This is a genomic window from Methylomusa anaerophila (assembly GCF_003966895.1).
Lineage (GTDB): Bacteria > Bacillota > Negativicutes > Sporomusales > Sporomusaceae > Methylomusa > Methylomusa anaerophila.
On the sequence record NZ_AP018449.1, the window covers coordinates 1,069,576 to 1,087,354 of the forward strand.

At 48.5% G+C, this 17,779-nt stretch carries 17 protein-coding genes; 3 read left to right on the forward strand and 14 right to left on the reverse strand.

Annotated features, from left to right (window positions below):
- The first annotated feature begins 286 nt into the window (after window positions 1-286).
- A complete protein-coding gene (locus MAMMFC1_RS04770) occupies window positions 287-565 on the forward strand; it encodes a hypothetical protein (protein ID WP_232035669.1) in 279 nt (92 codons plus the stop codon).
- A gap of 80 nt (window positions 566-645) precedes the next feature.
- On the opposite strand, the gene yabG is transcribed toward MAMMFC1_RS04770, so the two are convergent.
- Window positions 646-1,527, reverse strand: coding sequence for a sporulation peptidase YabG (yabG, locus tag MAMMFC1_RS04775; protein ID WP_126306941.1), 882 nt, complete (start codon window positions 1,525-1,527; stop codon window positions 646-648).
- A gap of 355 nt (window positions 1,528-1,882) precedes the next feature.
- On the opposite strand from yabG, the gene MAMMFC1_RS04780 reads away from it, so the two are divergent.
- On the forward strand, window positions 1,883-2,689 hold the full coding sequence (locus MAMMFC1_RS04780) for a glycosyltransferase family 2 protein (protein ID WP_232035783.1): 807 nt from the start codon (window positions 1,883-1,885) through the stop codon (window positions 2,687-2,689).
- 203 nt (window positions 2,690-2,892) lie between these two features.
- Here the strand turns inward: MAMMFC1_RS04780 and rsmA are convergent, their stop codons facing one another.
- From rsmA to metG, 7 genes are all read right to left on the reverse strand, one after another.
- The gene (rsmA, locus tag MAMMFC1_RS04785) at window positions 2,893-3,765 is read right to left on the reverse strand and encodes a 16S rRNA (adenine(1518)-N(6)/adenine(1519)-N(6))-dimethyltransferase RsmA (protein ID WP_126310449.1); all 873 of its coding nucleotides are present in this window, start codon (window positions 3,763-3,765) and stop codon (window positions 2,893-2,895) included.
- Window positions 3,758-4,312: a ribonuclease M5 gene (gene rnmV / locus MAMMFC1_RS04790; protein WP_126306943.1), complete on the reverse strand. Its 555-nt coding sequence runs from the start codon at window positions 4,310-4,312 to the stop codon at window positions 3,758-3,760. The genes rsmA and rnmV overlap by 8 nt, the downstream gene beginning before the upstream one ends.
- Before the next feature lie 195 nt (window positions 4,313-4,507).
- Entirely contained in the window at window positions 4,508-6,223 is a 1,716-nt protein-coding gene (locus MAMMFC1_RS04795; RefSeq protein ID WP_126306944.1) for an ABC transporter ATP-binding protein/permease, read from the reverse strand.
- Between the two features lie 500 nt (window positions 6,224-6,723).
- Complete coding sequence (gene lpxA, locus MAMMFC1_RS04800) at window positions 6,724-7,584, reverse strand: acyl-ACP--UDP-N-acetylglucosamine O-acyltransferase (protein ID WP_126306946.1); 861 nt, start codon at window positions 7,582-7,584, stop codon at window positions 6,724-6,726.
- Window positions 7,585-7,936: 352 nt separating this feature from the next.
- Window positions 7,937-8,920 (reverse strand): 3D domain-containing protein, encoded by a 984-nt coding sequence (locus tag MAMMFC1_RS04805; protein ID WP_126306948.1) that lies wholly within the window; start codon window positions 8,918-8,920, stop codon window positions 7,937-7,939.
- Window positions 8,921-9,026: 106 nt separating this feature from the next.
- Window positions 9,027-9,791 (reverse strand): TatD family hydrolase, encoded by a 765-nt coding sequence (locus MAMMFC1_RS04810; RefSeq protein ID WP_126306950.1) that lies wholly within the window; start codon window positions 9,789-9,791, stop codon window positions 9,027-9,029.
- A 1-nt stretch (window position 9,792) separates the two neighbouring features.
- Window positions 9,793-11,724, reverse strand: a complete 1,932-nt coding sequence (metG, locus tag MAMMFC1_RS04815) for a methionine--tRNA ligase (protein ID WP_126306952.1) — start codon at window positions 11,722-11,724, stop codon at window positions 9,793-9,795.
- A gap of 303 nt (window positions 11,725-12,027) precedes the next feature.
- Between metG and MAMMFC1_RS04820 the strand changes: the two genes are divergently transcribed.
- The gene (locus MAMMFC1_RS04820) at window positions 12,028-12,276 is read left to right on the forward strand and encodes an AbrB/MazE/SpoVT family DNA-binding domain-containing protein (protein ID WP_126306954.1); all 249 of its coding nucleotides are present in this window, start codon (window positions 12,028-12,030) and stop codon (window positions 12,274-12,276) included.
- 160 nt (window positions 12,277-12,436) lie between these two features.
- Here the strand turns inward: MAMMFC1_RS04820 and rsmI are convergent, their stop codons facing one another.
- The 6 genes from rsmI to MAMMFC1_RS04850 form a co-directional block, all read right to left on the reverse strand.
- Window positions 12,437-13,303, reverse strand: coding sequence for a 16S rRNA (cytidine(1402)-2'-O)-methyltransferase (rsmI, locus tag MAMMFC1_RS04825; RefSeq protein WP_232035670.1), 867 nt, complete (start codon window positions 13,301-13,303; stop codon window positions 12,437-12,439).
- A 168-nt stretch (window positions 13,304-13,471) separates the two neighbouring features.
- The gene (locus MAMMFC1_RS04830; protein ID WP_126306956.1) at window positions 13,472-14,242 is read right to left on the reverse strand and encodes a tRNA1(Val) (adenine(37)-N6)-methyltransferase; all 771 of its coding nucleotides are present in this window, start codon (window positions 14,240-14,242) and stop codon (window positions 13,472-13,474) included.
- Between the two features lie 243 nt (window positions 14,243-14,485).
- A complete protein-coding gene (locus MAMMFC1_RS04835) occupies window positions 14,486-15,292 on the reverse strand; it encodes a PSP1 domain-containing protein (protein ID WP_126306958.1) in 807 nt (268 codons plus the stop codon).
- Window positions 15,286-16,287 (reverse strand): DNA polymerase III subunit delta', encoded by a 1,002-nt coding sequence (gene holB, locus MAMMFC1_RS04840; RefSeq protein ID WP_126306960.1) that lies wholly within the window; start codon window positions 16,285-16,287, stop codon window positions 15,286-15,288. Before holB ends, MAMMFC1_RS04835 begins: the two co-directional genes overlap by 7 nt.
- 9 nt (window positions 16,288-16,296) lie before the next feature.
- Entirely contained in the window at window positions 16,297-16,743 is a 447-nt protein-coding gene (locus MAMMFC1_RS04845; protein WP_126310451.1) for a YaaR family protein, read from the reverse strand.
- A gap of 176 nt (window positions 16,744-16,919) precedes the next feature.
- Complete coding sequence (locus tag MAMMFC1_RS04850; protein ID WP_126310452.1) at window positions 16,920-17,609, reverse strand: dTMP kinase; 690 nt, start codon at window positions 17,607-17,609, stop codon at window positions 16,920-16,922.
- Between the last annotated feature and the right edge of the window lie 170 nt (window positions 17,610-17,779).

Genomic DNA, 17,779 nt, shown 5'->3' on the forward strand with positions numbered 1-17,779 from the left:
CGCGTTTAGAATAACCTCGTCTGGCCATGCCGGACTTGGAGATTTCAGCGGGGGACTACTCCCGCTGGAAAACACCGGCCCGGTGAAAAGTTATACCGTCTAATACTGTAAGAAAACATAACATTTTGGCTATCTTTTTCATACAATATAGCAGATAACCCTTAAACCCAACCTTGAAGTTTGAAGTTTGAAGTTTGAAGCTTGAAGCTTCAAGATTGAAGAGTTTATACCAAACAACAGGAGAACAGGAGAACAGAAGAACAGAAGAACAGGAGGTAGATAAATAATGAAAAAAAAGTGTGACTGTCAGTATCCGAAATATGATGATTGCCACGATTACAAGTCTGATTATTGCGATGACTATGAAGCGGACGACTATTGTGAAGTGTCCTGTCCTACGCCCAAAATGAAATGTCATCCGACTAAAGAATGCGTAAAAACTTACAAATGTTACTACAGATTGTACAGAATCTCTTACTATCGTCTGTATAGAGTATGTCCCCAGTGCGGCCACGAACATGACTATTACCATCATCGCGGCGTATGCCCCAGATGCATGATGTAAGAAAGACCGTTCGTGTCTTCGGACTGGGAGGAATTTAAAAATCCTGCGGTTTATTAAACCGCAGGATTTTTTTTACTTAATTATATAGTTTTTATAGCTGTCTTGGGCATGCCCAGGCGAAACTTGCCTCTTGTTTCCACTCCTCCCACTCCGTCAACCCCTGTAACGGAAGCGGCAATAGCATCGCTGACATCAACTGTTTTATTGATTGGGGTGAAAGCAACCTTTTCCGCAATAAACACAGGGTCATAAGCGTGAATAAAAACCCTGTTGGGCGAACTTGCGAAATTAGCACCGGCGCTTAGTATGGCTTCGAAATAAGATTGGCAAGCTCCGGCGAAAATAACCAGGTCGTCCCTTGACGGCTCAAATACCCGGGCCAGAGTGACCGCTGCGATAAAGTTTTTTGAATTACGGTAGTTATTAATATCACTCACATCTTTTTTCCCGTTGCCCGTTATGGCGTCATGACCGGTCAACACCAATATGTCAGGCCGGTGCTGCATCAATAAAGATGTAACAACTTCCGGTTGTTTTGTTTCCTCCACCCACAGACCGGCGGCTTGAATGTTGAGTTGCGCATAAGTCTTCAAACACATCTGCAAATAGTCTTTATCACCATCCAAATGCAGCACCCGGCCGGGCAGATCAAAAAAAGAGAACTTTTTGGCGGATTCAGAGCGTTTCATTTCAACTTGTTCCCTGTCGATCGAGCGACGCATCATTACCCGTCTTAGTCCCTCATTGTGCATCTTCTCCATCTGCAAAATCTCTTTACGCAGATGCTCGGCATCTATCCGTTGCAGGTCATCTATAGGGGCATCAGCCATAAGCCTAAGATGAAGTCCTCTAAGTATACAGTGGGTTTGCTGATTATCGTCAACCAATATTTCGGTAACTTTAAATACAATATCACCGCCGTGGGATTTTCTTATCACCAAGTCGCCAATGTCAATGTCCATTGTAGCCCCCCCCATCATAGCTGTAACTATTACATCCTATTCTTAAAAGACGGTAAGTGCCACCAGACTGAAAAGATACTGTTAGAAAAACGCTAAAGCGTCTTTTTAATGACCGGCAGGCAAAGGACAGCCTTATTCTAAGCGGAGGTTAAGCGGCAGCGTCGCAGCGTTAATAAGGCTGTCCTGCGCCGTCCTAAACAGATACTACTTTCTTATATAACAAGAAAAGAATCTTCCTTATGCCTCGGTTCTGTGACAAATGTGAGATACCTTCAATATACTATATTGAACTCCCATGAGGCCGCTCATAACATCACACCTGCCACAGAACGCAACTTCAAGCGACTCCGAGGTGATGGACTTGATTTCTGTAGTTGTTCCGGCCCGAAACGAGGGAGGTCGCATCACTACCGTACTGCAGAATTTGGGTACACTGCCTATTGACCAGATTATACTGGTGGCAAACGGTTCCAGAGACAGTACGATGCATGAAGCCCTGAATATGCGTCTCCCAAAACTTCAGATCATCTACTTTCACGACAGTCTAGGCATTGACATTCCTCGTGCAATCGGCGCTAAAGCGGCTTTGGCTCTGGGCAGCGACGCAGTCGCCTTTGTAGATGGCGATATGGTCGGAACATTCAATGAAAACTTGATGGAACTTGTCGATGGTATACTCCTCAAACACATGGATATGGCCCTTACTAATTGTTATCCTTCTCCCCCCCGTCATATCGAACGCTGCAACCCTACATTCCAATGGCGGTTGAATCTCAATAAAGAATTGGGCCTGGAAAAAAAAATCAGCATAGCTAACCCCTCCCACGGACCACATGCAGTTTCGCGCCGGTTTCTGGAAACCACTCCTTTGCGGGAGCTGGCTATACCGCCGGTTTCCATGACCCTGGCCCGGATGAATAAACTGAGAATCGATGTGGCCACTACCATTCCCCACTACCGTCTGGGTTCATCAGTAAAAAACCAGATTCACACCAACAAGATCATTGATACAATAGTCGGCGATTGCCTTGAAGCCATAGCCGCCTTTCGCAACCATCCCCGCAACCGTCAATGGCAGAGCAAAACCTATTTAGGTTATCACATTGACCGGCGTTTTGACTTATTAGACAGTTTTTTGGATGAAAAACCCTGCTCGAAATAAGAGCAGGGTTTCGACTTTTTACCTATTCGCTTAAAGCGGGGAACTGCTTATAAACCGCCATCTGCGTTGTTGCTCCTGCGGTCCTCACTCCGGCGTACGACCAGTACGCCTCCGTTCCGGTCCTCGTCGCGCCTAGCAGCTGACGATTTCTAAGCAGTTCGTGGCAGTTGACGACAAGTAACGATAAATGATGACAAGGCAGGCTAAAGTTCGACTCTAGTGACGTTAAACCAGGCATTGGCGAGGGCGGCAAACTCAGCTTGGGAGAGTTGCTCGCCCCGCCGCTTGCCATCTATACCGGTGCTGTTTAATATATCGTCAACCAGGGTTTTAGTTAGCCCGGCGGCTTTGAGCGCGTTGCTCAGGGTTTTTCGCCGCTGGGCAAAGGCCGCTTTGACTACCCGGAAAAAATATTTTTCATCAAACAGCTGTACCGGCGGCTCCTGCCGCACAGTGCAGCGGATGACCGCAGACTCAACCGCCGGCGGCGGAATAAAGGACGCCGGCGGCACCACAACCATAATCTCCGGCACAGTATAATATTGTACGGCCACAGATAGCGCGCCGTAATCTTTTCCGCCGGGTTGAGCCACCATTCTCTCGGCCACCTCTTTTTGCACCATGGTTACAAGTAATTCGATGGGCAGCCTGTCTTCCAAAAGTTTCATAATAATAGGTGTCGTAATATAGTAGGGCAAATTTGCCACAACTTTATAATTTTTATAATTTCCCCCGATTATTTCCCGGGAAATGTCGATTTTCAATATATCTCCCTGCAAAATTTTGACATTTTCATAGCCCGCCAGCGTTTTTGCCAAAACAGTGAGAAGCCTGCGGTCAAGTTCCACAGCGGTAACGTCAGCCCCGGCTTCGGCAAGACCCTGGGTCAGTGTCCCAATTCCCGGCCCGATTTCCAGCACCGCATCCCCCGGGGATACTTTGGCCGCAGATACAATCCCCGCTACCACCGACCCGTCAATAAGGAAATTCTGTCCCAGCTTTTTACTCATATGAATGCCGAAAGTTTTAAGAATGTGCAGGGTGACATCCTTTTGGGCAATACGTGGTTTAAGCATCGTCATCAAAGCTTCCCTCCAACGACTTCAAGGCAGCGGCAAACTCCTCCCGCGTTACCCCATAATTGTTGAGTCTGTATAAAAAACCTTTCACATTGGCATAACCAATCCCCAGCGCCGCACCCAGTCTGGCGCGGCGGCCGGCGGCCGCCGGCACCCCACTGAGTCCCGCCGCCAGCATATCTTTTAAATCGAATTCTCCCGACGGTTCCCAGTCCTGCAGACGGACTTTGCTTAACGCCTCTCTTATTGCGCCGGGGGTCGCCTGTTCGACCCCAATATCGCCGGCAGCGGTAGCCTGCTCTTTCGGAACAAAAGCATGCTTGGCCTTGGGAAACCGCTTGGCAAGATATTTCCGGATGCGCTCGCCGGCATTGTCCGGGTCGGTTAGTATAATTACCCCCCGTTTTTGATAAGCTTGCTCAATGCGTTCCAAACAGCGCGGCAAAAGGTTAAATCCTTCCGTCGCAATGCACTCGGCATCTACTGCCCGTTTGACCGCCGCAATATCCTGCTTGCCTTCAACAACTATGACTTCCTTAATCATACCGAATCATCCTGATCATCCTGGTAATAACCACTCTTTCCTTCACGCAACCGCAGCATCTTGGCTCAGCATCTCGCACCCGGCAGCGACCATACGCATATTTTGCCATATTGCACGATATTTATAATTCTTCCTTATTTTACTTCACTATATTAATTTCTCCATGACATAATATCAAACAAATGTGCCACATTTTTAATTGAGTAAACTCCATTTTCCCGTTCCGTCCAAAGTTAATTTTTTCTTGTGATAACTTGTCAGCGTGTTCCTGTGCCCTACGCTGACAATAGTGATATCCGGCAAGCGTTCTGTCAGCAGGGAATATAGGTAGCGCTCCGTCGGCTCGTCCAGAGCGGAAGTCGCCTCATCAAGGAACAGCCAGTTGGGTTTTGTCAGCAACACGCGGGCGAAGGCGATTCGCTGCTGCTCGCCCAGCGACAGCACATGCGACCAGTCTTCGGTTTTGTCTATCATGCCGGCGAGCTTATCCAGTTTGCACAGATTCATGACTTCCCGGATCTCCTGCGCAGAGACATTGGTAAATTTCGGGTACAACAAGGCCTCCCGCAAAGTTCCCAGGGGCAAATACGGCTTTTGCGGCAAAAACAAAGCCTTGTAATCCGGCGGCACAGCAACCCTGCCCGCCGCATATGGCCATATGCCGGCCAGGGTTCTCAGCAGCGTACTTTTACCGCTGCCTGACGGGCCCGCTACCAGCAGCGAATCCCCTGCCGCCAGTTCCAGATTCAGCTGTTCCAGCAGCGGCCTGCCGTCGGGAAGCTTGATATTCAGCCCTGCCGTTGCCAGGACCCGGCTCGGCGAGGACACTCTCTCGATCTTTTCCCTGTCTGCTGCCTGACTGGTATCTGCCATGCTTTTGTCAAAGCCGGTAAGCCGGTCAACCACCGACCGCCACTGGGCCAGTTGGGAATAGGCATCAACAAAAAAAGAAAAGGCCTCCCGTACATTATCAAAAGCGGTAGCAATCTGCATAAGTCCACCCAGTTGAATTTCTTTGGCAAAATAACGTGGCAAGGCAAGCATGATACGAATAAAAATAGAAGCTTGACCGAAGCCGGCGGTAAACCAGGTAAGTTGTTTCTGCCGCCGCATGATTTCCCAGAAATTCCCTAAAACTTTCTGGAAACGGTTCATAAATGCTCTCTGTTCCTCCTTTTCACCACCAAAGAGAGCAATGCTTTCGCTGTTTTCCCTAAGCCGCACCAGACTGAAACGAAAGTCGGCCTCGTACCGCTGTTGTTCAAAATTCAATTTAACGAGGGGCTTGCCAATTTTATGAGTGAGCCAAGTGCCAACAATTGAATAACCTACAGCTACCCAAACCATACTACCATAAATTGTAAACCGCTGTTGCCCCAAAGGAATGGTCATAACCCCTGACAATTGCCATAGAATAGCCACAAAGGAGATGAGCGTAACCACCGCTCTGAAAAGCCCTAGCGACAGATTGATACTCATATTGGTGAAAAGATGCAAATCCTCACTGATCCGCTGGTCAGGGTTGTCGGTCCCTTTATCGGTAAGCTGCATACGATAGTAAGCTTTGTCTGCCAGCCAGCGCCCAACATAGCGTTCTGTCAGCCAGCAGCGCCATTTTATCTCCAGCATTTGCTGCAGATATGTCAGATAAACTACGACGATAATGTTTAAGGTCGCCAAGATGCAAAATTCCTTAAAGGCAGCTACAATTCCATTCCAGTCATACTCCTGCAGCGCGCTATAATAGTGATTAAACCATTCGTTATACAACACCTGAAGATAAACATAGCCTAAGCTTAAGCCCACAATCACCGCCAAGAGGCCCCAAGCCTGCAATTTTTCTTCCGAACTCCAGTAACTGCGGGTCAAATACCACATTCCCCGTCCAAATCTTTTTATATCAGCTAACATTGCTACGACCTGCCCTCCATCGACAAAATTCCGATTTTTTTCTATATATATAGTTTTCAAAAATGATTTACAATCGTAATGCTAGGATAAGCGTAGGTTAAGCGGCAGCGTCGAAGCGTTCCTAGCATTACGATTAATAGAAAATCATTTTTGAATTCCATATAGTAACCCTATGGTAACCCTATAATTCTCTGCTGCGCCGATTTATCCTGCTAAAAGCAGTCTAGAGATTTATATGCTTGGCATTGACGCGGCAAGAACCGGAAATTGGACAGGGAGACCCGAACCGTAAAATAAGAAAAATGCTAACGCGCCTTTTGGACGACCGCAGGCGCAGGACAGCCTTATTATAAGCGGAGGTTAAGCGACAGTGTCGGAGCGTTAATAAGGCTGTCCTGCGCCGTCCTAAACAGATACTTTCTTACTATAATAAAAAAGCAAGGCATTCATTCATAAATGCCTTGCCTTTATTGGTATAAGTATGTCACCCATATTACAGGTTACTTGTTAAGACTAATAACATCAAGCTGAATACTTTCCGCTTCGCCTGCTCCTTTTCGGCTGCGGCAGATACCTCGTCCCACATTCCGCAGGAATCGCAGCAGGTGCTCGACTTCCTCGCAGGATTCAAGTTCCTCTTCCATAACAGCGGTAGCCTGGGCCAGGTTTAAACCGGAACAGTATAATATTTTATAAGCCTTTTTCAGATTGCGGCGGGCCAATTCGCCGATACCCGCGCGGGCTATACCAACTTTATTCAGACCGCGTACGCTGGCCGGGTGACCATCCACAGTAACAAATGGCGGCACATCCTGCACCACTTTGGAAGCTCCGCCCACCATGGCGTTGCGACCGATTTTGACAAACTGGTGCACACCGACCTGCCCCCCGATTATGGCCCGGTCTTCCACCACCACGTGGCCGGCCAGCATGGCGGCGCTGGACATAATGACATGATTGCCGATAACGCAGTTGTGGGCAACATGGGTATACGACTGTAACATACAGTTGGAACCTACCCGGGTTTCCTCCCCTTCGCCGGTAGCGCGGTTGATTGTGGCGAATTCCCGGATCTTGGTGTTGTCACCGATAAAGACGTAGCTTTTTTCGCCGCGGAACTTAAGGTCCTGCGGTTCAGCGCCGATAGATGCGCCGGGAAAGACCATACAGTTCTTACCAATTTGGGTCCACCCGTCAATAACTGCATGGGCGCCGATATGCGCACCGTCATCAATCCGCACGTTTTCACCAATCACGGCGTATGGCCCGATCACAGCATCCCTGCCGATGCGGGCATTGGGATGAATAACCGCAGTTTCATGGATCCGTTTAATAGGTATAACAACCGTTTCCGGCATCATGATTAATCCAACCCCCTACTTAATATCCTAAATATATATGGCAATTGGCTTTTTTACATAGTAACACTTTTATATTCCGACTAAACAGTCACAAAGTGACGTTTAAAATATAGCCAAATTCAGCCTTACCAAGCTAAAATATTAAATTATGGTAATCTTTTCTTTTATAATCGACTGAATTTGTCCCTATTGCTTAAATGCAGCAAAACTATGTTGAACATCCAATTTCCGCAATATCGAAATCTTTCGAAATCTTTATATATGCCGCATTAAAAAATTGACATGCGGGTTGGGGGTATAAGAAAAAAATAATAAGCAGGGCACAATTTGAAATGCCCTGCTTATTTATGAATTATTCGAGAATATAAACTTTCACTGTTCGCCTGCCAAACCCCATGGCCTCGTAATAATCTTCCATGCAAAGGTCAATTTTGTTGCCTGTGACAGCAACGCCTGTGTCGGCAGCCAGAGCCAGGCCGTAGCCGTTTACATACACTCTGGTGCCAAGCGGAATTACAGCCGGGTCCACGGCCGCTATGCCCTGCCGCGCGGGTATGCCTGAAGCCGTAAGCCCTCCTGATGATCCGTCGGTAGGCAAGTAGGCGGAAGCCTCCATATATTTTATATTCCGGAAACGCAAGGTTCCCCTTGATGTTTCCACTGTATCCCGGGTACCTACCTTAATGATTTGCGGTTTAGCGGGTATAACGTCGGTCTCCGACGATACTTCGGAACTTACCTGCGTCCCATCTTCAAACTTAAGACGAAAAGTTACTTTCTTTAAGCCGTTTGCACCGGCTTCCACCGTTTCTTCCACTCCTTTTTCCCTGTTGGCGTCCGGTTGATGAACGATCGGATAGGGAGCGGTAATCTCTTGCTCAACAGTCTTTTCACTGAGTATGATGGCCCTGATGTTGAGCCCGGCGGTAGGTCGTACGGCATCACCAGGTTCAAGCCTGATATTCTCGTGCGGTATATTAAGCATATCGGCAACTTCGCGCACGGTTGGCTTTCCGGTGTTGAGGCTGGTGACCTTGCCTTGATAAGTAACCGTTACCGGCACGGCACGATATACTTCAATTGCCGTACCGTTTTCAAGTTTTGCTGTTGACAGCCGGTATTCATCTTCCGGATTCAAGGTTATCCCGGCTTGCTGCAATATTCTTTGCGGTTTATTATATATTGTATTTAGGGAGTAATGTCGATCATCCGCCACAATGTGTATCTGCTTTGCAGCCCAAATGAATCCGGTTGCCACCAGTGATGTTACCACCAACGCTACAATCAGCGCCAGCTTCTTGCATCGGCATGCTTGCGCAGGCGTTTCATCGCTCATACGTCCCCCCTTTCCACGAATTGTATAACTTTAATACAATCCATGTATTTATTATATTCCGCGCCTCCCAAATTATTCCTTTTTCATAATTGCAAATATTTTTAAACTATTTAATCCGAAATAATTGTTTTACATTCGCTGTAGCCGCCGTAGCCAGAGCTTCCAACTCCAGTCCTCTTAGTCTTGCCACTTCTTCCGCTACATAACGGACATAAGCCGGTTCATTGCGGCGGCCGCGATACGGCTGCGGCGTCAAATAAGGGCAGTCGGTTTCAACCAGCAGTCGTTCCAAAGGTACGGCTGCCGCTACCTCTTTTGTTTTCACGGCATTGGCAAAAGTCACCGGTCCGGCAAACGAGACGTAAAAGCCAAGTTTCACTACTTCCCTGGCCATTTCCACACTGCCGGAAAAACAGTGAAACACGCCGGTTAACCCTTGGGCCTCTTTTTTAACAATACTCAATAAATCTCCATGGGCATCCCGATCATGAATAATAATTGGCAGCTTAAGCTGGCGCGCCAGGTCCAGATGGCGGATAAAGACCTGCTGCTGAACATCCCGGGGAGAAAAATCGTAATAATAATCCAGGCCAATTTCCCCTACCGCCACTACCTTAGGCCGGGCTGCCCATTCCGCCATTTTTTCATAATCGGCCGGACCGGCATCTTTGGCATCATGAGGGTGTATACCGACTGAAGCATAGACTATATCGTATTCTTCAGCCAAAGCTACCGCCTGGGCCGAAGACTCCATACAGGCGCCGGCGTTTAGTATGCCGACACAGCCGGCTTCCCTGGCCCGGCTGATGACTTCGGCCCGGTCGCTGTCAAACCTCTTATCGGTAACGTGAGCATGCGAATCAAACAGCATGTTATTTCACCTTACTGCCGGCAGGCATGTCCGCGGTAACCAAGGCCAGCTTGTCATCACTGGAAGCCGCCAGTACCATGCCGCGGGATTCAATGCCCCGGATCTTGGCCGGTTTTAAGTTTACCACCATGACGACGTTTTTGCCGACCAGATCTTCCGGCTCATAGTGTTTGGCAATACCCGAGACAATGGTGCGCTGCTCGCTGCCCAGATCAACTGTTAACTGCAATAGCTTGTCGGCCTTTTTCACCTTCTCGGCGGCCAGCACTTTGACAACCCTAAGGTCTACTTTGGCAAACTCTTCTATGGTAATTTCAGAAATAGTCGCCGGCGTCTCCGGAGCCTTGGCAACCGCCTGGTTACTCACGGCGCCGGCGGTATTTTCCTCTTGCTCAGGCTCTTCCTCGATCCTGGGGAATAAAGGTTCCGGTTTCGCAACCACCGTACCGGCAGCTAATCGGCCCCAGCCTTGGGCATCAACCAATTTAACAGCGGCGAAATCAGTGGCAATGCCGAGCTGTGCCCATATTCTGGGAGCCGTAACCGGCAGGAAAGGCGAAATCAGGATGGCAACAATTCTCAGTACCTCAGCCAAATTATACAAAACGGTATTCAAACGCTCTTTTTGGGCCGGGTCTTTCGCCAAAGCCCATGGTCCTGTTTCATCTATGTATTTATTGGTACGCCCGATTAGCGCCCAGACATCCTTCAAGGCGCTATTAATATCCAAATGTTCCATAGCTTTTTCATAATTGACAGCGGTCGCCTGCGCCAGTTCCCTAAGATCACGGTCCACCTGCCCCGCTTCCCCGGGAGCCGCAATCACACCGCCGTTAAACCGCCCGATCATATTTAAGCTGCGGTGCAACAGATTGCCTAAGTCATTGGCCAAATCAGCATTAATGCGGTTAACCAAAGCGTCACGGGAAAAGTTGCCGTCTTGGCCCAGGGCAATCTCCCGCAACAGAAAATACCGGATGGCGTCAGGACCGAACTCCTCAATAAGAGCCAGCGGATCAATCACATTTCCCTTGGATTTGGACATTTTATCCCCTTCGATAACCAGCCAGCCATGTCCATATACCATCTTGGGCAAATCCACACCTAAAGCCATGAGAATGACCGGCCAGATAATACTATGAAAGCGGACAATTTCCTTGCCGACAAGGTGTATATCCGCCGGCCAGTATTTAGAAAATTTCTCCCTGTCGTTTAAATAGCCGGCGGCGGTAATGTAGTTGGTAAGGGCGTCAAACCATACATAAACAACGTGTTTGGTATCAAAAGGAACAGGAATCCCCCAGTTGAAGGTAGTGCGGGAAACACACAAATCCTCCAAACCGCCTTTAATGAAGTTTATCATTTCATTGCGGCGCGACGTGGGCTGGATAAACTCGGGATTTTCCTCTATATATTGGAGTAACCGGTCCTGATATTTGGACATCCGGAAGAAATAGCTTTCCTCCTTGACAATCTCAACCGGACGGCCGCAGTCCGGACACTTGCCGTCAACCAACTGCCGCTCCAGCCAGAAAGTTTCACAAGGGGTACAGTACCAGCCTTCGTATTCCGCTTTGTAAATGTCGCCTTGATCATAGATTTTTTGAAACACAGCCTGGACCAGCTCATGGTGCCGGCGTTCCGTGGTGCGAATAAAGTCGTCATTGGAAATATGTAATTTCTCCCACAAATGTTTAAACGAAGCTACAATATTATCGACAAATGCCAGGGGGGTTGTACCGGCATCCTCCGCCCGGCGCTGGATTTTCTGGCCGTGTTCATCCGATCCGGTCAAAAATAACACATCATACCCGGCAAGACGCTTAAAACGGGCAACAGCGTCAGCTACTGTTGTGCAATAAGCATGACCGATGTGAAGTCGATCACTGGGATAATAAATGGGAGTAGTGATATAAAAGTTTTTTTGTTTCATAACTCCGTGAGTCCTCCTAATTCCAAAACTATTGCCCCAATTATAGACATTTCGTCAGCGTTTGTCAAACAGCAAAGTTATTGACACAATATACTATTTTATGACAAAATATGATATAAGATACGATAAAAATTTACATGTTTATAAAATTTTTACGGTAATTAGCAATTTATAGATTGACAAGCTATGTAATATTTGGTATTATTTAGTTGGAAAGTTTTTGTCGAATCTTGTTGCCGTTTCCTGTTACCTTACTCTGATTGTTTCTTATACTCAAAATGTTGAAGGGAGAAAAAAGAGAAAATGAAATCAACTGGTATTGTACGTAAGGTCGACGAGTTAGGCAGGGTTGTAATTCCTATTGAACTACGCCGCACTCTTGATATCGAAGAAAAGGATGCTCTTGAAATTTATACGGATAACGACCGGATTATTCTGCGCAAGTACGAGCCGGCCTGTGTATTCTGTGGTAATGCCGACGAAGTAATAAACTTTAAAAACAAGAACGTTTGCCGTACCTGTCTCGAATCTATGAGTAACAAAGCTGTATAGAGAATAGAATTAGAATTCATTTAAGGAGATGCGAATCGTCTTTAAATAATAGAGAAAGTAAAGTTACTTCCGGCTCTTGAGAGAAAGCCAGCGCCTTGGGCAAATCCCAAAAAACTTATACTTTCTGATCCGGGACAAGCTTACAGTTGTGGAATGTAGACTAATCAGTTTCGTAAATAACCGACTGATACACTTCACGCTTGGGAATGCCCCGTTCGGACGCCACTTGACGGATGGCGTCCTTTTTATTTACCCCTGTTCCTATTAAATAGGCTACAGCTTGAGCCGGCGAAAGGCCTTGACTAACTGCCGGCGCAGCCGGTATCGTCGCCTCCCCTGTCAAAGGACCTGCTACGATAAGAGTAAACTCGCCCCTCGGCTGGGTCTGACGAAAGTGCGCAATCAATGTGTTTAGTGTTCCGCGGACAAACTCTTCAAATTTTTTGGTCAGTTCTCTGGCGGCTACTGCTTGTCTGTCCCCAAATATCTCTGCCAGTTCCCCCAGTGTCGCAATGAGACGGTGAGGGGATTCATAAAGTACAAGGGTATAGGGATGATTGACAAACTGGTTTAATAACTCCCGGCGTTTTTTGGCAGTTTTCGGTAAAAAGCCCAGGAAAGTAAACTGGGCGGTACTAAGCCCGGATGCAACCAGGGCAGTTACCGCCGCGTTAGCTCCCGGTACAGGCACTACCGGTACTCCCGCCTCAAGAGCAAGCATTACCAGATCCGTTCCGGGATCCGATATGCCGGGCATACCGGCATCACTCACCACGGCAATATTTTCTCCCGCCGCCAGCTGCGCAATGAGCTCCGGACCTCGCTCAGCCTTATTATGTTCATGGTAACTGACAAGAGGAGTATGGATGTCAAAATGACTCAGAAGCTTGCGGGTATGCCGCGTATCCTCGGCGGCAATAACCGCCGCCTCCTTCAATATCCGCACCGCCCGCAAAGTCATGTCCTCAAGATTGCCAATGGGCGTGGAACACAAATATAGCGTACCGGCTTTGGTATTTTCCTTCACCAAATCACCTACTAAACTCTTCCAATTACTTAGCTTACTTTTGCCACGAACTGCTTAGAAACCGTCAGCTGCTAGGCGCGCCGAGGACCGCAGTGGAAACGTACTGGTTGTACGTTGGAACGAGGACCGCAGAAGCAACAACGCAGATGGCGGTTTCTAAGCAGTTCCCTACTTTAAGCGAAAAGCCTTTTCCCCACCGTAGAGGCGTACTATATCATTCGTATATTTGCCGCCAGCGTCATATACAATTAACGGCGGCAAAACGTCAATACCCGGATTGGCGCCCCTAACCCCTTCAACCAGGAGCATATTGGGCTTTTTATCAATCCGGGGATATACCAGTTGCAGGCGCTTAGGTTCAATCCCTGCTTCCCGCATTGTATACATAATATCGGACAGCCGCTCCGGCAAATGAACCATAGCAAACCGCCCCCTGAACTTCATCAGAAATCTGGCGGCGTTCACCACGTCACTTAAGTTGGCAGTTACCTCATGCCGGGCCATAGCAACCCGGTCATTGGGACTGATAAAACCACCACCGACAAGACGGTAAGGCGGATTAGACACCACCAGTTCCCACTCGCCGCCAGGCAACAGCTCCCGCATCCGGCGTAAATCCCCCTGCATGATTTTGATTTGCTCACCCAATCCATTTACAGCCACGCTGCGGGCAGCCATATCGGACATCGCCGGACTGATCTCGATCCCGACCACTTTTCCCGCTCCCCGGGCATTGAGCAGCAGGCTGATGACCCCGGTGCCCGCCCCCAGGTCGACGGCAGTTCCTCCCGGCCGCAATGTGGCAAAGTGAGCTAAAAGTATGGCGTCCAGGGAAAAGCAGAACTCGGCCTCATGCTGGATAATCCGATAGCCCTTAATGATTAAGTTATCCAGACGCTCGCCGGGTTTTAGACATGTTTGAGGCAGATGCGTATCCATAGCTATTCACCTTAAGTTTGGAACTGCTTATAAACCGCCATGCTGCGGCGCCGCACCATCTGCGTTGCTGTTATCTGCGACAAGGTAACTTGCGTTGATAATACAAACGAAATCAGAATCGTACTCCTGTGGTCCTCACTCCAGCGTACACCCAGTACGCTTACGTTCCGGTCCTCGTCGTGCCTAGCATCTGACGATTTCTAAGCAGTTCGTGACATTTGATAATTTTGCATAAATATATATCTATTCTTTTTCAACTACTTCTTCCCAGGGAATGATCAACGTTTTTCCATCAGAAAGAATGATTGTAGCCGTTTTTTTCTGCTGATTGACCAAAACAACCCGGCCTTCTCCCTCTACCGTTATCACGTCCTTGCCGACGGTGGGAGCGACAATCTTTTTGCTGCAGCCGCCGTAACAGTCGCTTTCATATTTCAGACAACACATCAGCCGTCCGCAAATACCTGATATTTTCGTCGGGTTTAGGGACAAGTTTTGGTCTTTGGCCATACGTATGGAAACAGGTTCAAAGTCTCCGAGAAAGGTGGCGCAACACAATGAGCGCCCGCAGCAGCCGATTCCGTTCATAAACTTGGCCTCATCTCTCACCCCGATTTGTCTGAGTTCGATACGGGTACGAAAAACGCTGGCCAGGTCCTTAACCAGTTCGCGGAAGTCAATCCGGCCTTCGGCCGTAAAATAAAATATGATTTTGTTCACATCAAAAGTGTATTCCACATCAACCAGATTCATGGGCAACCCATGAGCCTGAATTTTTTGCTCGCAGATCCGCATGGCTTCCTTTTCTTTACGCCGGTTTTCATTTACCTTGGCAACATCTTCCGCCGTTGCCTTGCGCTGCACAGGTTTTAAAGGGGATATAATCTGATCTTCGGTTACTTCCCGCGGGCCAATGACGACATCGCCAAACTCTATTCCCCGCGCCGTCTCAACAATAACGGAATCCCCAGGTTCAAGCCTAATCTCACCCGGATCAAAATAGTATATTTTTCCGGCTTTTTTAAACCGAATGCCAACAACGATCAACATGCTTGCTCTCCTTTTTCCAAACGCTTCAGTTTTATAAATAATGCTTCCATCGCCAAACGGCTATTCGCATTGCCGGTTATCGCCCGAATTGTTTCCCGGACAACGCCAATTGCCGCCAGCAGCCCGTCCTCGTCCCATTCACCGTTCAGCGCGGCAAGTCTGTCTGTCAGATCGACATTATATATTAGTTGCCGCCCATTGCCAAGCGAAAGCAGCAATACGTCCCGCAAGATGTATATTACATAGTTCAGCAGGTCAAGCATGTCCCGCTGTCCCATTCCTTCCCAGCCGGCAATCCATTCCCATAACTCAAGTTTACTGCTTTTTGACAGCGAAGAAACCAACTGAAAAGCTTGATCCCGCCGCGCCAGCCCGTCAGGCTCCAGCAAAGCCAGCGCCGTTCCTAAACGGCCGCCGCTTAACCTGGATGCCACAGCCGCATCTGCCTGCCCAAACCCCCGCTTAACCAATTCATCAGTCAACAGCCCGGCAGGTAAGGCAGAAAATTTTAAGATGCGGCAACGGGATATAATTGTCGGGAGCAAAGATTCCAACGCGGAAGCGGCAAGAATAAAGTAAAAGTGCGGCGGCGGCTCTTCCAATAGCTTCAAAAGGCTGTTAGCCGCCTGAACCGTCATAAGTTCCGCGTCCTCAATGACACATACCCGCCCCTGGCTAAGGGCGGGTGACAGAGCGGCAAAATGTTTAAGAGCGCGTATTTGACCAATCTTTATGGCCGTTCCTTCCGGCTGAACCACTGTAAGATCAGGATGGCCGGCCCGCCGGCAGGCCATACAGGACGGACACGCGCCGCAAGGCCTGATGCCCTCGCTGCCGGCGCATAAAATTCCGGCGGCCAGTATGCGGGCAGTCAGCGACTTGCCAATCCCGGCTGGACCGGAAAACAGCAGCGCATGCGGCATAATACCCGCAGTCAGCATACTTTTGAGAGCAGCCACGATGTCGGAGTGGCCAATAATATCGTTCCAGTTCATAAATCCCCGCTACATATACAAGTCTACCAGCATCCCGCGGATGGCATCGTGTTTAGCCATAATATCCAGTTGGCGCTCCTGGCCAATCCGAACATCCTCAGCCATCTCCGCAAGCTTGTCATCAATTTTCCTGATCAGGGAAAACATTTTATGCCGCCCTTGCCTGTCCCAGCCGGTACGGGACTCCAGTGTGTACATGCGGCCTACGGCTTCGCCGATAAAAGTGCGGACCAGTTCCCGATAGGATTTGAGTTCACTATAGGTAGGGGTTACAGACAAACGGCGACCGCCTTCATCAATTTGAGCCAACATCGTCTTAAGCCGCTCAACTGATTGTTTTTCCTGAGTGCTTAAAAGATCAGAGGCGAAATACCCCCCGGATTTTTCCACCCGGTTCCCAGCATCCCGGTCAGTTAACACCGGCTGGTTGGGTATTCCCAGCTTGCCTATCTTCATACTCATGCCCGGACCTCCTGATTAGGTGAAATAGAATAATCTCAGCCCGTTTTAGCAGGCTGTCCAAAATTATTAATTGGTAAATTTATCCAGGTGATAGTATTCGACACTGCCGCGAAATATCCTTTAATTCCTCTTCAATTATAATAGGTTTAAAAAAAATAATCAAATTTTCTCTATTTATTGGCCCCAATTATACTGGTAACAATCCCATAGACTTCCTCATGTATATCATCAACGGATCGTATGGTGCCGTTATCGCCGCCGCTAATGCAGTTAATTCGCCGCCAGCCGTACTTCTTACTAAGGAGGCGGTAACTCTCGTAACACTTGGCCAGGTAGACCGCATTCCGCTCATGGATATCCTTTTGCGCGCCGGTCTTGACGGCGCGGTTTTGGAGCAAACGGCAACTGTATTCCGGCGGCATATCAAGAAAGATGACGGCATCGGGCACGGGCAGGGCGAATTTAACAAACTCCAGATCCCATAACCAGTCGAGAAACTGTTCTTTTTCAGTTGCATCCGAAAATTTCACCGCCTGGTGAACCATATTCGAGGTACTGTACCGGTCTGCCAAAACAGTACCGCCGCTACGGTAAAAATGTCCCCAGTCAGTGGCAAAAGAGGCATAACGGTCAACGGCGTAAAAAGCAGAAGCGGCATACGGATTTACAGCAGTTGGATCATCACCGAACTTGCCTTCTAAATACATTTTAACCAAAGCGGACGACTGACTTTCATAATCAGGAAAAGAAACCTTCCTGACGGAATAACCTTCGCCTCCCAGCCGTTCCAGCAGTTTATTGGCCTGCGTTTCCTTGCCGCAACCGTCGCCGGCCTCGATGACGATAAGCTTACCGCGCAAGTTGAGAACCCCCAATACTCCAGCCCTAATCGCGGCGTGTTTCAAAAAACACGCCTCCTTAATTTTAAGAGGCTGGTTCAAAATGCTTAGATGCTAGGCGCGACGAGGACGTGAGCGGAACAGTACAGAGAAGTACGTGCAGCGAGCGCCCACAGGAGCAACGACGCAGA

Excerpts from the sequence above, each read along its gene's own strand:
- rsmA (WP_126310449.1), bottom strand. The coding sequence starts at position 3,765 with ATGCTTAAACCACGTATTGCCCAAAAGGATGTCACCCTGCACATTCTT.
- MAMMFC1_RS04835 (WP_126306958.1), bottom strand. The coding sequence starts at position 15,292 with ATGTTGATCGTTGTTGGCATTCGGTTTAAAAAAGCCGGAAAAATATAC.
- MAMMFC1_RS04820 (WP_126306954.1), top strand. The coding sequence starts at position 12,028 with ATGAAATCAACTGGTATTGTACGTAAGGTCGACGAGTTAGGCAGGGTT.
- MAMMFC1_RS04805 (WP_126306948.1), bottom strand. The coding sequence starts at position 8,920 with ATGAGCGATGAAACGCCTGCGCAAGCATGCCGATGCAAGAAGCTGGCG.
- MAMMFC1_RS04780 (WP_232035783.1), top strand. The coding sequence starts at position 1,883 with ATGGACTTGATTTCTGTAGTTGTTCCGGCCCGAAACGAGGGAGGTCGC.
- rnmV (WP_126306943.1), bottom strand. The coding sequence starts at position 4,312 with ATGATTAAGGAAGTCATAGTTGTTGAAGGCAAGCAGGATATTGCGGCG.
- MAMMFC1_RS04770 (WP_232035669.1), top strand. The coding sequence starts at position 287 with ATGAAAAAAAAGTGTGACTGTCAGTATCCGAAATATGATGATTGCCAC.
- MAMMFC1_RS04830 (WP_126306956.1), bottom strand. The coding sequence starts at position 14,242 with ATGGATACGCATCTGCCTCAAACATGTCTAAAACCCGGCGAGCGTCTG.
- MAMMFC1_RS04845 (WP_126310451.1), bottom strand. The coding sequence starts at position 16,743 with ATGAAGATAGGCAAGCTGGGAATACCCAACCAGCCGGTGTTAACTGAC.
- holB (WP_126306960.1), bottom strand. The coding sequence starts at position 16,287 with ATGAACTGGAACGATATTATTGGCCACTCCGACATCGTGGCTGCTCTC.
- yabG (WP_126306941.1), bottom strand. The coding sequence starts at position 1,527 with ATGGACATTGACATTGGCGACTTGGTGATAAGAAAATCCCACGGCGGT.
- MAMMFC1_RS04810 (WP_126306950.1), bottom strand. The coding sequence starts at position 9,791 with ATGCTGTTTGATTCGCATGCTCACGTTACCGATAAGAGGTTTGACAGC.
- MAMMFC1_RS04795 (WP_126306944.1), bottom strand. The coding sequence starts at position 6,223 with ATGTTAGCTGATATAAAAAGATTTGGACGGGGAATGTGGTATTTGACC.
- lpxA (WP_126306946.1), bottom strand. The coding sequence starts at position 7,584 with ATGATGCCGGAAACGGTTGTTATACCTATTAAACGGATCCATGAAACT.
- metG (WP_126306952.1), bottom strand. The coding sequence starts at position 11,724 with ATGAAACAAAAAAACTTTTATATCACTACTCCCATTTATTATCCCAGT.